Here is a 14,390-nt window from a genome sequence, read left to right as displayed (position 1 = left end):
CTGCTGGGTACTGCTGGGTGGATCAGTTACCGGTGAGCTTCTCCCGCAGGGCGGCGAGCGCCTCGTCGGAGGCGAGCGTGCCCGCGGCCTCGTCGGCCGGAGCGGCCGAGGAGTAGCTGGACGAGGAGCTGCTGCTGCTGGAGCTGCTGCTGCTCGAGGAGCTGGACGACGACGACGCCGTCACGCCGCCACCGTTGGCCGCCTCGAGGTCCGCCTTCGCGGCCTCGAGAACCTGCTTGCGGTGCGACTCCCAGCGCTCGTGCGCCGTGGCGTACTGGGCCTCCCAGACCTCGCGCTGCGCGTCGAAGCCTTCGCGCCACTCGTTGGTCTCGGAGTCGAAGCCGTCCGGGTACTTGTAGTTGCCGGCCTCGTCGTACTCGGCCGTCATGCCGTACAGCGCGGGGTCGAAGTCCTCGCTGGTGGCGTCCATGCCCTCGTTCGCCTGCTTCAGCGACAGCGAGATGCGGCGACGCTCGAGGTCGATGTCGATGACCTTGACGAAGACGTCGTCGCCGACCTGGACGACCTGCTCGGGGATCTCGACGTGGCGCACGGCCAGCTCCGAGATGTGCACGAGGCCCTCGATGCCGTCCTCGACGCGAACGAACGCGCCGAACGGGACGAGCTTGGTGACCTTACCGGGCACGACCTGACCGATGGCGTGCGTCCGGGCGAAGGCCTGCCACGGGTCTTCCTGCGTCGCCTTGAGCGACAGCGAGACACGCTCGCGGTCGAAGTCGACGTCGAGAACCTCGACCGTGACCTCCTGGCCGACCTCGACGACCTCGGAGGGGTGGTCGATGTGCTTCCAGGACAGCTCGGAGACGTGCACGAGACCGTCGACGCCGCCGAGGTCCACGAACGCACCGAAGTTGACGATGGAGGAGACGACACCGGGGCGGACCTGGCCCTTCTGCAGGGTCTGCAGGAAGGTCGAGCGCACCTCCGACTGCGTCTGCTCGAGCCAGGCACGGCGCGACAGGACCACGTTGTTGCGGTTCTTGTCGAGCTCGATGATCTTGGCCTCGATCTCCTTGCCGACGTACGGCTGGAGGTCGCGGACGCGACGCATCTCCACGAGGGAGGCGGGGAGGAAGCCGCGCAGGCCGATGTCGAGGATGAGCCCACCCTTGACGACCTCGATGACGGTACCGGTGACGACGCCGTCTTCTTCCTTGATCTTCTCGATCGTGCCCCAGGCGCGCTCGTACTGTGCGCGCTTCTTGGACAGGATCAGGCGACCCTCCTTGTCCTCCTTCTGGAGGACGAGGGCCTCGATCACATCACCGACCTTGACGACCTCGCCGGGGTCCACGTCGTGCTTGATGGACAGCTCGCGGGAGGGGATGACGCCTTCGGTCTTGTACCCGATGTCGAGCAGGACCTCGTCGCGGTCGACCTTGACGATGGTTCCCTCGACGATGTCGCCATCGTTGAAGTACTTGATGGTGGCGTCAACGGCGGCGAGGAAGTCCTCAGCCGAGCCGATGTCGTTGATAGCGACCTGCGGGGCGGCGGTGGTCTTCGCCGAGGTAGAGATGGTCATTGAGTAGTGTGCTCCGATGCGGACAGGATCTAGTGCGGAAAGGGACCGTGCTGGTGGGCTGCTGGTGCGCTGCCCGGTTGCTGGCTCGAGGAGCCAGCACAAGGACGTGCCACACCGCCGTTCATCCTATCTGGGCGGGTGAGCACGGGTCAAAGCGAGGTGGTGCGCGGCCCGCGCGAGGCGGGTCGCGCGCGGCTCACGCGAGGGCGCGGGCGACCTCGAGCAGGTCGGCCGGGACGTGCTTGATCTTCCCGGCGATCTCGGGCAGCGGGACGAGCTTGATGTCCTCGCCGCGCAGCGCCGTCATGACGTTCGACTCGCCGCGGGTGATCGCGTCGATCGCCGCGACGCCGAACCGGCTGCCGAGGATGCGGTCGACCGGGGTGGGCGTCCCACCACGCTGGACGTGCCCGAGCACGGTGAGCCGCGCGTCGAACCCGGTGCGCTGCTCGATCTCCATCTTGACGCGCTCGCCGATCGCGCCGGCCACGATCTCGCCGAACTTGCCGACGGGAGGCAGGTACGGCATGTCGGAGCCCTCGGCCGGGACGGCGCCCTCGGCGACGACGACGATCGAGAAGCTCGCGTGCGAGCGGTGCCGGTGCTTGAGGTACTTGACGATCTTCTCGATGTCGAACGGCTCCTCGGGCGTGAGCACGACCTCGGCGCCGCCCGCGATGCCCGCCGTCACGGCGATCCAGCCGGCGTGGTGACCCATGACCTCGACGACCATGACGCGGTTGTGGCTCTCCGCGGTGGTGTGCAGGCGGTCGATCGCCTCGGTCGCGATCCAGACCGCGGTGTCGAAGCCGATGGACTGGTCGGTGCCGAAGACGTCGTTGTCGATCGTCTTGGGGATCGCGACGATGCGAACCCCCGCCTCGGCCACGACGCTCGCCGCGTGCAGGGTGCCGTCGCCGCCGATGCAGATCAGCGCTTCGATGCGCTCCTGCTCGAGCGTCGCGAGCACGGCGTCGATGCCGCCGTCCTCTGCGCGGGGGTGGTACCGCGCGGTGCCGAGCAGGGTCCCGCCGACCGGGAGCACGTTGCGGATGTGCTGACGCGTGAGCGGCAGGACATCGCCGTCGACGACGCCGCGCCAGCCGTTGCGGAACCCAACGATCGAGTGCCCGTGCTCGCCCTCGCCACGCTTGACGACGGCGCGGATCGCTGCGTTCAGTCCGGGGACATCGCCGCCACCGGTGAGCAGTCCGACGCGCATGCGCACTCCTTCAAGAGAAACTGGTCTGTGAGCCCGTGGGACGCCGTTGCCCGGCACAGGAACTGCCAGCGTAGCCGCGCGCGCCGCGGCGGCGGACGCCGAAGGTCCCGTCCGCGTGAGCGTCGCGGGGCGGTCGGGTACCGGCCCGAGTGAGCGAAACTAGCGGCATGTCCCCGCCCCGCCTGTCGTTCGCCGGATTCCGCGCCGTCCCGCCCGCGCAAGGCGGCCGAGCAGGCCGCGGCTGGTGGGACGCCAACGCCGCGGAGTACCTCGACGAGCACGGCGAGTTCCTCGGCCCGGCGGACTTCTGCTGGTGCCCCGAGGGGCTGCGGGAGGACGACGCGCACCTGCTGGGCGACGTCGTCGGCCGCGACGTGCTCGAGGTGGGCGCGGGCGCGGGCCAGTGCTCGCGCTGGCTGGGCGCCCACGGGGCGCGCGCGGTCGCGACGGACGTGTCCGCCGGGATGCTGCGCGCGGGCCGCGAGCTCGACCGAGCAGCGGGCGTGCGCGTGCCGGCGGTGCAGGCGGACGCGCGCGCGCTGCCGTTCGCCGACGCCTCGTTCGACGTCGTGTTCACCGCCTTCGGCGCGATCCCCTTCGTGCCCGACGCCGCGCGCGTGCACGCCGAGGCCGCGCGGGTGCTGCGCCCGGGCGGGCGCTGGGTGTTCGCGGTCACGCACCCGATCCGGTGGGCGTTCCCCGACGACCCGAGCGCGCGCGGGCTGACCGTGACGCGGTCCTACTTCGACCGCACGCCGTACGTCGAGGCCGACGACGCCGGTCAGGTCGCGTACGCCGAGTACCACCGCACGCTCGGCGACCACGTGGCCGACGTCGTCGGCGCGGGACTGGTGCTCGACTCGCTCGTCGAGCCGCCGTGGCCCGCCGGGCACGACCGGACCTGGGGCGGCTGGGGCCCGGTCCGCGGCGCCAAGGTTCCGGGCACGGCCATCTTCACCGCGCACCGCCCGTAGGCCTCGCCCGCGCGGGCTCACCGGGACGGCCTCGCCCCCGCCGCTCGAGAGCGACGGGGGTGAGGGGCACGGCGAGGCCCAGCGGACCGCTAGTGGGTGACCGCCTTCTCGCTGCCGGCACCCGTGAGCGAGCGGACCTCCATCTCGGCGAACTTCTCCGGGCTGGCGTCCTTGCGCCCGAGGTGCGTGCCGACGATCCCGAGCAGGAAGGCCAGCGGGATCGACACCAGGCCCGGGTTCTCGAGCGGGAACCACGAGAAGTCCACGCTCGTGTCCTTGATCATCGACAGGCTCAGGCCCGTGACCGGGTCCACCTTGCCGGAGACGACCGGCGAGAACGCGATGAGCACGATGCACGAGACGAGCCCGCCGTACATGCTCCACAGCGCGCCCGACGTGTTGAACTTCCGCCAGAACAGCGAGTAAAGGATCGTCGGCAAGTTGGCGCTCGCCGCGACCGCGAACGCGAGCGCGACCAGGAACGCGACGTTCTGGCCCTGCGCGAAGATCCCGCCGGCGATCGCGAGGAGGCCGATGACCACGACGGTCATCCGCGCGACCCGCACCTCCCCGTCCGGGTTGACCTGGCCGTGCTTGATGACCGAGGCGTAGATGTCGTGCGCGAACGACGCCGCGGCCGTGATGGTCAGCCCGGCGACCACGGCGAGGATCGTCGCGAAGGCGACCGCCGAGATGATCCCGAGCAGGATCTCCCCGCCGAGCGCGAACGCGAGCAGCGGCGCCGCCGAGTTCACGCCGCCGGGTGCCGCGAGGATCTCCTCCTTGCCGACGAGCGCGCCCGCGCCGAAGCCGAGCACGAGGGTGAACAGGTAGAAGACCCCGATCAGCCAGATCGCCCAGACCACGGACCGGCGCGCGTCCTTCGCGGTCGGCACCGTGTAGAAGCGCATGAGCACGTGCGGCAGGCCCGCCGTGCCGAGCACGAGCGCGATCGCCAGCGACAGGAAGTTCAGCTGGCTGGTCGGGTTCAAGCCGTATTGCAGGCCCGGCTGGATCAGCGCCTCGCCGCCCTCACCGAACGTGTCGATGGCGCCCTGGAACAGGTCGGAGAGGTTGAACCCGAACTTCGCCAGCACCCACACGCTCATCACCGCAGCGCCCGCGATGAGCAGCGCTGCCTTGATGATCTGGACCCACGTCGTCCCCTTCATCCCGCCGACGAGGACGTAGAGGATCATCAGCGCGCCGACGACAACGATGACGGCGCTCTGGCCGGCCCGCGAGGAGATGCCGAGCAGCAGCGCGACGAGGCCGCCGGCGCCCGCCATCTGCGCCAGCAGGTAGAAGAACACGACGGCGAGGGTCGAGATCGCCGCCGCCATGCGCACGGGCCGCTGCTTGAGCCGGAACGAGAGCACGTCGGCCATCGTGAACTTGCCGGTGTTGCGCAGCAGCTCGGCGACCAGCAGCAGCGCCACGAGCCACGCCACCAGGAAGCCGATCGAGTACATGAAGCCGTCGTAGCCGTTGACGGCGATCGCGCCGGTGATGCCGAGGAAGCTCGCGGCCGAGAGGTAGTCCCCCGCGATCGCCGTCCCGTTCTGGCCCCCGGTGAAGGACCGGCCGCCCGCGTAGTAGTCGGCGGCCGTCTTGTTCGTCTTCGACGCCCGGAACACGATCACAAGCGTGACCAGCACGAAGGCGCCGAAGATCGCGATGTTGACGGCCGGGTTGCCGACCTGGGTCGCCTCCGCGGCGGCTGCGTGCACCCGGGCGTTCACAGGTCCCGCCCCTCGATGCGCTGGCGCAGCTCGTCCGCGATCGGGTCCTGGCGCTTGTTGGCCCAGCTGGCGTAGACCATCGTGATGACGAAGGTCGACACGAACTGGCCGAGGCCCAGCAGCAGGCCGACGTTGATGTTGCCCACCACGGTGGTGCTCATGAAGTCGTGCGCGTAGGCGGCCAGCAGCACGTACAGCAGGTACCAGCCGAGGAACAGGGCCGTCATGGGGAAGACGAACCTGCGGAACCTGCTGCGCAGGGCCTGGAACTCGGGCGAACGTTCCACCCGTTCGTAGTCTGTCTCGGGCTGGAGCGGATCCATGGTGCGGTCGGTCATGCTTCCTCCGGACTCAGGACGAGCGGCCTCGTTGCCACTGCCCGCCACTGTGCCCTATATCTCGTTATCGAGACACCTGAAACGTGATCTCTCCCACAGTGTGATCAGTGCCCGGCCTCGTGCCAGCTTGCGCCACCCCCGACCGACACGTCGAGCGGGACGAGCAGGTCGGCCGCGGCGCCCATCTCGGCGCGCACGAGCTCCTCGACCTCCGCGCGCTCGCCCGCGGCGACCTCCAGGATCAGCTCGTCGTGGACCTGGAGCAGCATCCGGCTGCCCAGCCCGCGCGCGGTGAGCTCGCGGTCCACGCCGAGCATCGCGACCTTGATGAGGTCGGCGGCGCTGCCCTGGATCGGGGCGTTCAGCGCCATCCGCTCGGCCATGTCGCGGCGCTGGCGGTTGTCGCTGGTGAGGTCGGGCAGGTACCGGCGGCGCCCGAGGATGGTCGCCGTGTAGCCGGTCGCGCGGGCCTCGTCGACGACGCCGGTCAGGTAGGTGCGCACGCCACCGAACCGGGAGAAGTAGTCCTCCATGAGCTTCGCGGCCTCGCCGACCTCGATGTTCAGCTGCTTGGACAGCCCGAACGACGAGAGCCCGTACGCGAGCCCGTAGGACATCGCCTTGATCTTGGACCGCATCGCGCTCGTGACGTCGTCGACGGCGACGCCGAACACGCGCGAGCCGACGTAGCTGTGCAGGTCCTCGCCCGTGCGGAACGCCTCGATCAGCCCCGCATCCTGGGACAGGTGCGCCATGATCCGCATCTCGATCTGGCTGTAGTCGGCCGTGAGCAGCGTCTCGTACCCCGCGCCGACGACGAACGCGCGCCGGATCTGGCGGCCCGCCTCGGTGCGGATCGGGATGTTCTGCAGGTTGGGGTCCGTCGAGGACAGCCGGCCCGTGGCCGCGATGGTCTGCTGGAAGTTCGTGTGGATCCGGCCGTCGTCCGCGACCGAGCGGAGCAACCCCTCGACGGTCTGGCGAAGCCGGATCGCGTCGCGGTGCGCGAGCAGGTGCTGCAGGAACGGGTGCCCGGTCTTGGCGAACAGGTCGGTGAGCGAGGCGGCGTCGGTCGTGAAGCCGGTCTTGATCTTCTTGGTCTTCGGCATCCCCAGCTGGTCGAACAGCACCTCCTGGAGCTGCTTGGGCGAGCCGAGGTTGACCTCGCGCTCGATCACCGCGAAGGCCTCCGCCGCGGCATCGGTCACGGCGGCGTCGAACTCCTTCTCGAGCCCGGACAGGTAGCCCGCGTCCGCCGCGATGCCGGTGTGCTCCATCCGGGCGAGTACGCCCACCAGCGGCAGCTCGAGGCCGTCGAGCAGCTCCGCCGCGCCGCGGTCCGCCAGTTCGCCGGTGAGCACGTCCGCGAGCTCGAGCACGGTCGCCGCGCGCACGGCCGCGCGCTGCGCCTCGTCGGAGCCGTCGAGCTCGAGCTCGAGCGCGCCCTGGCCGCCGGCCGCCGCGGTGTCGACGCGCAGCTCGCGGTGCAGGTAGCCGATCGCCAGGTCGGCGAGCTCGTAGCCGCGCCGGTCCGGCTGGCACAGGTACGCCGCGAGCTCGGTGTCGAGGGTGACGCCGGCGAGCGGCAGGCCGCGGCCCGCGAGGGCGTGCCAGGCCTCCTTCGAGGCGTGCACCGCCTTCGCCGCGTCGGGGTCGGCGAGCCACGCGGCGAGCGCGGCCTCGTCGGCGGGCAGGATCTCGGCGAGGTCGAGCACGGCGGCCTCGCCTGCGCCGTCGGCGATGGCGATGCCCCACGCGTCCCCGCCCGCCGCGGCGCCCGAGCCGCGCACGTCGAGCCCGAGCCGCTGGCCGGCGCGCGCGTCGAGCCAGGCCCCGAGGGCGCCGTCGGCGAGGGTCGCCAGGACCAGCTCGACGAGCGCGCCCGCGTCGTCCGTGCCGTCGTCGAGCGGGACCATCGCGAACAGGCGCTCGCGCAGCACGCGGAACTGCAGCGAGTCGAACACCGTCTGCATCGCCTCGCGGTCCCACGGCCGCGCCTCGAGGTCCTCCGGGCCGAGCGGCAGCTCGATGTCGACGAGCAGGCGGTTGAGCTGGCGGTTGAGCAGCACCTGGTCCAGGTGGGCGCGCAGCGACTCCCCCGCCTTGCCCGGCACCGAGTCGGCGCTCGCGACGATGCCCTCGAGCCCGCCGTAGGTGTGGATCCACTTCGCGGCCGTCTTCGGTCCGACGCCGGGGATGCCCGGCAGGTTGTCGCTCGTCTCGCCGACGAGCGCCGCGATGTCGGGGTAGCGCTCGGGCGGCACGCCGTACTTCGCCTGCACCGCGGCCGGCGTCATGCGGGCCAGGTCGGACACGCCCTTCACGGGGTAGAGCACGGTGACCTCGTCGTTGACGAGCTGCAAAGCGTCCCGGTCCCCCGTGCAGATGAGCACGTGCATGCCGGCGGCGCGGGCCTGCACCGAGAGCGTGGCGAGCACGTCGTCGGCCTCGAAGTTGATCTTCTCGATGACCGGGACCCGCATCGTCTCGAGGATCTCCATGATCAGGGGCACCTGCCCCTTGAACGGCTCGGGCGTCGCGTCCCGCGTGCCCTTGTACTCGGGGTAGACCTCGGTGCGGAACGTCGTGCGGCCCGCGTCGAACGCCACGGCGACGTGCGTCGGCGCCTCGTCCCGCAGGAGGTTGGCGAGCATCGACACGAAGCCGTAGACCGCGTTGGTCGGCTGGCCCGTTGAGGTCGAGAACTTGTCGACCGGCAGGGCGAAGAACGCCCGGTACGCCATCGAGTGCCCGTCGATCAGCAGCAGGCGGGGTGCGGAGGCGTCGGGGCGCGCGTCGGTCGGGGTATTCGTGCTCACGCATGCCAACCTATCTGCCATGACCGACAGCCCGATCTCCGGCCCCCTCGCGGCGGTGCTGCGCGAGCAGCTCGCCGGGACCCTCATCGAGCGGATGGGCATTGAGGTGCTCGAGCTGACCGCAGGCCGCGCAGTCGGGACGATGCCCGTCGCGGGGAACACGCAGCCGCACGGGCTGCTGCACGGCGGCGCGTCCGTCGTGCTCGCCGAGACGCTCGGCTCGCTCGCGGCAATGGCCCACGCGGGTGCAGGGCGGATCGCCGTCGGCATCGAGGTCAGCGCGACCCACCACCGGTCCGCCCGCAGCGGCCTGGTCACCGGGACGGCGACCGCGCTACACCTGGGGCGGTCGTCCGCGAGCTACGAGATCGTGCTCGAGGACTCCGCGTCGCGGCGGCTCGCCACCGCGCGGCTGACCTGCCTGCTGATCGACGAGCGCCCCGTGCCCTGACCGCGGCCGGCCGCCGGCACGTCGGTGCCGTGCAGCTCGCGCAGGTCGACGGGGCCGCTCTGCGTCTCGCTGCGCACCTGCCGGCGCCGCGCGATGAGGTCCTCGAGGCCGTGCGCGCCGCGGCGGCCGCCGCCCGGCCGGACGTGCTCGCCCGCGAGCCGGCGCTGCAGCGTGCTGGTCGCCACCACGCGGTGTGCCGCGGCGGGCGCGAACCCGAGCCGCGCGAAGAAGCGCTGCACGCCCCGCGCGCCCGGCAGGTGCACCGCGTAGAGCTCGCTCGCCCCGGCCTCCTCGGCGAGCGTGAGCGCCCCGCCGAGCAGCGCGTGCCCGAGCCCGCGCCGGCGGGTGCTGGGGCGCACGTAGAGCGCTTCCACATGCAGGCTCACGTCGTCGGTGAACGGCCCAGGCCCGACGACGCGGCCGAGCAGCAGGCCCGCGAGCTCGCCGTCCAGCAGGCCGACGAGCGCCTGCCCGCCCTGGACGGCGAGCAGCGTGCCGAGCTGGACCCGGAGCCGGTCGCCGTCGGCGCTGCACAGCTGGGCGCCGACCGTCGACTCGGCGCGCGCGGTCAGGCACAGCTCGACCAGGCCTTCGAGATCGGCCGGGGCGACGGGCCTCACCTGTACACCTGGACGCAACGCGACGGGCCTCCCTCGAGCGGAGGGGTGGCGACGGGGCCGCTGCTGCAGCCAACCGCACACGCCACCCCCGATGGCAGCACTTCATCGAGTGCACCGAAGCCGAGCTTCGTTAGTAGTCGACCCTAAACCCGCCGGACACCTCCCGGTCATCACCCCATCAGGTGACACCTGGACCCATGCCCAGCACGCGTTCCGCGTGTCATGACATATTCACGACACATTCGTTCCCTATTCTCCACCCACATCGCTCGTCGGCTCCAGCCCGTGCCCGGCGAGCGAGGTTCCGTTGTCCCATTTGACACGATCCCGACTGGATGGAGGTCCCAGGTGCGCCAAGCCGTGACCATGGACCGCTCCCCCACTGCCCATCGCGTGCTGCTCGCGACCCTCTTCGCACTGCTCGCCCTCGCCGGAGCGGTCCTGCCGGTCGGGGCGGCGCAGGCCGCCGAGCAAGTCTGCGTGGCCGACGCGAGTACCGGCTGCATCAACGGCACGATCAAGACGGCGGCGGGTGCGCCCGCGGTCGGGATCGTCCTGACCGTCGCGGGGTCGGACGGGGAGCACATCGCCACGACGGGCGCCGACGGGCGGTGGTCCGTGGCCGTCACCGCGGCGGGCGAGTACACCGTCTCTCTCGACGAGACGACGCTCCCGGCCGGGGAGACGCTGCGGGATCCGAGCAAGAACCCGCGCACCGTCACGGCCGAGGTCGGCAACACCACGGGCGCGCTGTTCCCCCTCGGCGCACCGACGGCGGCCCCCGCGCCGAGCGACGGGGCGACGTCGGCCGATGGCACCACGGGCGCCGACGCCGCGGTCGGCACCCCCACCGGCAGCGAGTCGGGCGGCGGCGTCAGCTGGCTGCGCGTGGGCCAGCAGGCGACGAGCGGCCTCATCTTCGGCATCCTGCTCGCGCTCGCGTCGGTCGGGCTGTCACTGATCTACGGCACGACGGGCCTGAGCAACTTCGCGCACGGCGAGCAGGTCACGCTCGGCGGGATCCTCGCCTACGTCGGCTGCCAGACGCTCGGTCTGCCGCTGCTCGTGTCGGGCATCATCGCCGTCGCGATCGCCGCGGCGAGCGGCTGGTTCCAGGACGCGGTGCTGTGGCACCCGCTGCGCCGACGGCGCGTCGGCACCACCCAGCAGATGATCGTCACCATCGGGCTGTCGATGGCGCTGCAGTACAGCTACCAGTACTTCTTCGGCGGCGGCGCGCTGCGCATCGTCACGGAGAACCCGACGATGCTCTCGCTCGGGCAGATCCGCGTCACGCTGCACTCGCTCATCTCGGTCATCATCGCCGTGCTCGTGCTGGCCGGGGTCGCGTACTTCCTGCTGAAGACCCGGATCGGGCGGGCCACCCGCGCGGTCTCCGACAACCCGGCCCTCGCCGCCGCCTCCGGCATCAACGTCGAGGGCGTCATCCGGATGGTCTGGACCCTGGGGGCCGGCCTCGCCGGCCTCGGCGGGGTGCTCATGGGCCTATACCTGAACGCGACCAGCTGGAACATGGGCGGCGCGCTGCTGCTGCTGATGTTCGCGGCGGTGACGCTCGGCGGGCTCGGCGCGGCATTCGGCGCGCTGGTCGGCTCGCTCGTCATCGGGCTCGTCGTCGAGATGTCGAGCCTGGTCATCCCGAGCGACATGCGCTACGCAGGCGCGCTCCTCATACTCATCCTGGTCCTGCTGCTGCGGCCCCAGGGCATCCTCGGCCGCGCCGAGAGAATCGGTTAAGGAGTCGTCATGGACTGGACCCGGATCCTCACGAACGTCGCGGGCGAGATCATCGCGCCCACCACCGCCGCCTACGCCCTCGCGGCGATCGGCCTCAACATCCACTTCGGCCTCACGGGGCTGCTCAACATGGGCCAGGCCGGCTTCATGCTGCTCGGGGCCTACGGGTTCGCGATCTCCACGATCGCCGGCTGGCCGCTGTGGGCCGCCGTGCTCGTGGCGATCGCCTGCTCGGCCATCTTCGCGCTCCTGCTCGGGATCCCCACGCTCAAGCTGCGCGGCGACTACCTGGCGATCGTCACGATCGCCGCGGCCGAGATCGTGCGCCTGGTCGGCCGGTCGACGGCGCTGACCGACCTCACGGGGGCGTCGTCGGGGCTGCGCGGCAACAGCTACAAGGACACCTTCCAGGACGCCTCGCCGTTCGCCGACGGGACCTTCGCGCTCGGGCCGTTCGAGTACTCAACCAACTCCTCCAACAGCTGGTGGATCCGCATCGTGGCGTGGGCCGTCGTCGGGCTCGCCTGCTGGCTCGTGTGGCTGCTCATGCGCAGCCCGTGGGGCCGCGTGCTCAAGGGCATCCGCGAGGACGAGGACGCCGTCCGCTCGCTCGGCAAGAACGTCTACGCCTACAGGATGCAGTCGCTCGTGCTCGGCGGCGTGATCGGCGCGATCGCGGGCATCATCTACGTGCTGCCACGAGCGGTCCAGCCCGACTCGATGGGCCGCCCGATGACGTTCTTCGTGTGGACGGTGCTGCTGCTCGGCGGCGCCGCGACGGTGTTCGGGCCTGTGCTGGGGTCGATCATCTTCTGGGCAAGCCTCATGCTGATCAAGTCGGTCATGCGCGACGGCGTCCCGGAGTCGATCATGCGGACCGAGCAGATCGAGCAGTTCGGCTGGGTCGTCGTCGGGGTCACGCTGATGCTGCTCGTGATCTTCCGGCCGCAAGGCATCCTCGGCGACAAGAAGGAGCTGGCCATCAATGTCCGCTGACAGCCACCCGATTCCCACGCCGACGCCGTTCGCGACGACGTCGACCGGCAAGGATCGCGTCCTGGCCGACCTCGCGCTCGTGGCGCACGAGCCCGGGGTGCGCAAGCCGGACCCGATCGTCGTCGCCGACTCGGTGACCCGGCACTTCGGCGGGATGACCGCCGTCGACGTCGACCACATCGAGATCCAGCGCGGCGCGATCACGGCGCTGATCGGCCCGAACGGGGCCGGCAAGACGACGCTGTTCAATCTCCTGACGGGCTTCGACCACCCCAGCACGGGCACCTGGACGTTCGAGGGTAAGTCGCTGTCCGGCGTGGCCGCGGCGAAGGTCGCGCGCTCGGGCATGGTGCGTACCTTCCAGCTGACCAAGGCGCTGAGCCGCATGACGGTCATCGAGAACATGCGCCTCGGCGCGACGCACCAGCCGGGCGAGAGCCTGTTCACCGCGCTGATCCCGCCGCTGTGGCGCGCGCGCGAGAAGGAGATCACCGTCCAGGCGGAGGAGCTGCTCGAGCGGTTCAAGCTCGGCGCCATGCGCGACGAGTTCGCGGGCAGCCTCTCGGGCGGGCAGCGCAAGCTGCTCGAGATGGCCCGCGCGCTCATGAGCAAGCCCACGATGGTGATGCTCGACGAGCCGATGGCCGGGGTGAACCCCGCGCTGACGCAGTCCTTGCTCGGGCACATCATCGCGCTGCGCGAGACGGGCACCACGGTGCTGTTCGTAGAGCACGACATGCACATGGTCCGGCACATCTCGGACTGGGTCATCGTCATGGCCGAGGGCCGCATCGTGGCGGAGGGCCCGCCCGAGGAGGTGATGGCCAACCAGGCCGTCGTCGACGCCTACCTGGGCGCGCACCACGACACCGATCTGGGCGACGACTCGCTCCTGGCCGACGAGGTCATGGAGCAGCTCGAGGCCGAGGCCCTGGAGGAGAAGCGATGAGCACGGATTCCACCACCGCGGTAGCGACCGGCGACCCGAGCAGCGTCCACCGCGGCGCGCCCGCGGGCGAGCCGCTGCTCGCCGCGACCGACCTCGTCGCGGGCTACCTGCCCGGCGTCGACATCCTCAGCGGCTGCAACCTCGTGGTCCACCCCGGCGAGCTCGTCGGCATCATCGGCCCGAACGGCGCCGGCAAGTCGACGCTGCTCAAGGCGCTCTTCGGGCTCGTGACGATCCGCAGCGGCACCGTCACGCTCAAGGGCGAGGACATCACGAACAACGCGGCGGACGCGCTCGTGCGCCGCGGCGTGGGCTTCGTGCCGCAGAACAACAACGTCTTCCCCTCGCTGAGCATCGAGGAGAACCTGCAGATGGGCCTGTACCAGGCCCCGAAGAAGTGGGCGGAGCGGTTCGAGTTCATCGTCGACCTCTTCCCGACGCTCGGCGAGCGGCGCGGCCAGCGCGCGGGCTCGCTGTCGGGCGGGGAGCGCCAGATGGTCGCGATGGCCCGGGCGCTGATGATGAACCCGTCCGTCCTGCTGCTCGACGAGCCGTCGGCGGGCCTGTCCCCCGTGCGCCAGGACGAGACGTTCATCCGCACCCGCAAGATCAACCGCGCGGGCGTGTCGATCGTCATCGTCGAGCAGAACGCGCGCCGCTGCCTGCAGATCTGCGACCGCGCCTACGTGCTGGACCAGGGCCGCAACGCCTACTCCGGCCCGGGCCGGCAGCTGATGAACGACCCGAAGGTGATCGAGCTGTACCTCGGCACCCTGGCGACCGACGTCGAGACGGCCACCACGAAGCCCGACCTGCTCCCCGGCTCGAGCACGCCGCCGACGCCGTAGCGCACGCCCGAGGGCCCGTCACCGCGAGCGGTGGCGGGCCTTTCGCGCGCCCGCCTCCTCCACTCCCCTGGGACGCTCCCCGGCATCCGCCGAGTGCGACGTTGTGGCGGCCAGGAGGCCTCGCCGG

12 protein-coding genes are annotated in these 14,390 nt (G+C 71.0%); 6 read left to right on the top strand and 6 right to left on the bottom strand.

Going from position 1 to position 14,390, the window contains the following annotated elements; all coding sequences use genetic code 11:
* Positions 1-22: 22 nt before the first annotated feature.
* Positions 23-1,546 carry a 30S ribosomal protein S1 gene (rpsA, locus tag J4E96_RS09505; RefSeq protein WP_227425498.1) on the bottom strand — a complete coding sequence of 508 codons (1,524 nt, stop codon included), beginning with the start codon at positions 1,544-1,546 and terminating at the stop codon, positions 23-25.
* Positions 1,547-1,742: 196 nt separating this feature from the next.
* Positions 1,743-2,768 (bottom strand): 6-phosphofructokinase, encoded by a 1,026-nt coding sequence (locus J4E96_RS09500; protein WP_227425497.1) that lies wholly within the window; start codon positions 2,766-2,768, stop codon positions 1,743-1,745.
* 167 nt (positions 2,769-2,935) lie between these two features.
* Here J4E96_RS09500 and J4E96_RS09495 point away from each other — a divergent pair, with 167 nt between their 5' ends.
* Positions 2,936-3,742, top strand: coding sequence for a class I SAM-dependent methyltransferase (locus J4E96_RS09495; protein ID WP_227425496.1), 807 nt, complete (start codon positions 2,936-2,938; stop codon positions 3,740-3,742).
* 89 nt (positions 3,743-3,831) lie between these two features.
* Here J4E96_RS09495 and J4E96_RS09490 read toward each other — a convergent pair whose 3' ends face one another.
* From J4E96_RS09490 to polA, 3 genes are all read right to left on the bottom strand, one after another.
* A complete protein-coding gene (locus J4E96_RS09490) occupies positions 3,832-5,484 on the bottom strand; it encodes a solute symporter family protein (protein ID WP_227425495.1) in 1,653 nt (550 codons plus the stop codon).
* Complete coding sequence (locus tag J4E96_RS09485; protein ID WP_227425494.1) at positions 5,481-5,822, bottom strand: DUF485 domain-containing protein; 342 nt, start codon at positions 5,820-5,822, stop codon at positions 5,481-5,483. The genes J4E96_RS09490 and J4E96_RS09485 overlap by 4 nt, the downstream gene beginning before the upstream one ends.
* 104 nt (positions 5,823-5,926) lie before the next feature.
* Positions 5,927-8,662 (bottom strand): DNA polymerase I, encoded by a 2,736-nt coding sequence (gene polA / locus J4E96_RS09480; RefSeq protein ID WP_227425493.1) that lies wholly within the window; start codon positions 8,660-8,662, stop codon positions 5,927-5,929.
* Here polA and J4E96_RS09475 point away from each other — a divergent pair.
* Positions 8,661-9,092 (top strand): PaaI family thioesterase, encoded by a 432-nt coding sequence (locus J4E96_RS09475; protein ID WP_227425492.1) that lies wholly within the window; start codon positions 8,661-8,663, stop codon positions 9,090-9,092. The two genes, polA and J4E96_RS09475, sit on opposite strands and share 2 nt — an antisense overlap.
* Here the strand turns inward: J4E96_RS09475 and J4E96_RS09470 are convergent.
* Complete coding sequence (locus tag J4E96_RS09470; protein WP_227425491.1) at positions 9,002-9,712, bottom strand: GNAT family N-acetyltransferase; 711 nt, start codon at positions 9,710-9,712, stop codon at positions 9,002-9,004. The two genes, J4E96_RS09475 and J4E96_RS09470, sit on opposite strands and share 91 nt — an antisense overlap.
* 348 nt (positions 9,713-10,060) lie before the next feature.
* On the opposite strand from J4E96_RS09470, the gene J4E96_RS09465 reads away from it, so the two are divergent.
* From J4E96_RS09465 to J4E96_RS09450, 4 genes are read left to right on the top strand one after another with little or no spacing between them, the layout of a single operon-like run.
* Entirely contained in the window at positions 10,061-11,470 is a 1,410-nt protein-coding gene (locus tag J4E96_RS09465) for a branched-chain amino acid ABC transporter permease (protein ID WP_227425490.1), read from the top strand.
* Positions 11,471-11,479: 9 nt separating this feature from the next.
* Positions 11,480-12,466, top strand: a complete 987-nt coding sequence (locus J4E96_RS09460) for a branched-chain amino acid ABC transporter permease (RefSeq protein WP_227425489.1) — start codon at positions 11,480-11,482, stop codon at positions 12,464-12,466.
* Positions 12,456-13,415: an ABC transporter ATP-binding protein gene (locus J4E96_RS09455; RefSeq protein WP_227425488.1), complete on the top strand. Its 960-nt coding sequence runs from the start codon at positions 12,456-12,458 to the stop codon at positions 13,413-13,415. Before J4E96_RS09460 ends, J4E96_RS09455 begins: the two co-directional genes overlap by 11 nt.
* Positions 13,412-14,263 (top strand): ABC transporter ATP-binding protein, encoded by an 852-nt coding sequence (locus J4E96_RS09450; RefSeq protein ID WP_227425487.1) that lies wholly within the window; start codon positions 13,412-13,414, stop codon positions 14,261-14,263. The genes J4E96_RS09455 and J4E96_RS09450 overlap by 4 nt, the downstream gene beginning before the upstream one ends.
* Positions 14,264-14,390: the final 127 nt, after the last annotated feature.

Source organism: Pengzhenrongella sicca, assembly GCF_017569225.1.
In the GTDB taxonomy this organism is placed as follows: domain Bacteria; phylum Actinomycetota; class Actinomycetes; order Actinomycetales; family Cellulomonadaceae; genus Pengzhenrongella; species Pengzhenrongella sicca.
Note: the sequence above shows the minus strand (reverse complement) of the source record. Positions and strands in the feature narration are given on the sequence as shown.

Bases quoted from the DNA above. Each gene is read 5' to 3' on its own strand.
- rpsA (WP_227425498.1), bottom strand. From the start codon at position 1,546: ATGACCATCTCTACCTCGGCGAAGACCACCGCCGCCCCGCAGGTCGCT.
- J4E96_RS09500 (WP_227425497.1), bottom strand. From the start codon at position 2,768: ATGCGCGTCGGACTGCTCACCGGTGGCGGCGATGTCCCCGGACTGAAC.
- J4E96_RS09495 (WP_227425496.1), top strand. From the start codon at position 2,936: ATGTCCCCGCCCCGCCTGTCGTTCGCCGGATTCCGCGCCGTCCCGCCC.
- J4E96_RS09485 (WP_227425494.1), bottom strand. From the start codon at position 5,822: ATGACCGACCGCACCATGGATCCGCTCCAGCCCGAGACAGACTACGAA.
- J4E96_RS09475 (WP_227425492.1), top strand. From the start codon at position 8,661: ATGACCGACAGCCCGATCTCCGGCCCCCTCGCGGCGGTGCTGCGCGAG.
- polA (WP_227425493.1), bottom strand. From the start codon at position 8,662: ATGGCAGATAGGTTGGCATGCGTGAGCACGAATACCCCGACCGACGCG.
- J4E96_RS09460 (WP_227425489.1), top strand. From the start codon at position 11,480: ATGGACTGGACCCGGATCCTCACGAACGTCGCGGGCGAGATCATCGCG.
- J4E96_RS09455 (WP_227425488.1), top strand. From the start codon at position 12,456: ATGTCCGCTGACAGCCACCCGATTCCCACGCCGACGCCGTTCGCGACG.
- J4E96_RS09450 (WP_227425487.1), top strand. From the start codon at position 13,412: ATGAGCACGGATTCCACCACCGCGGTAGCGACCGGCGACCCGAGCAGC.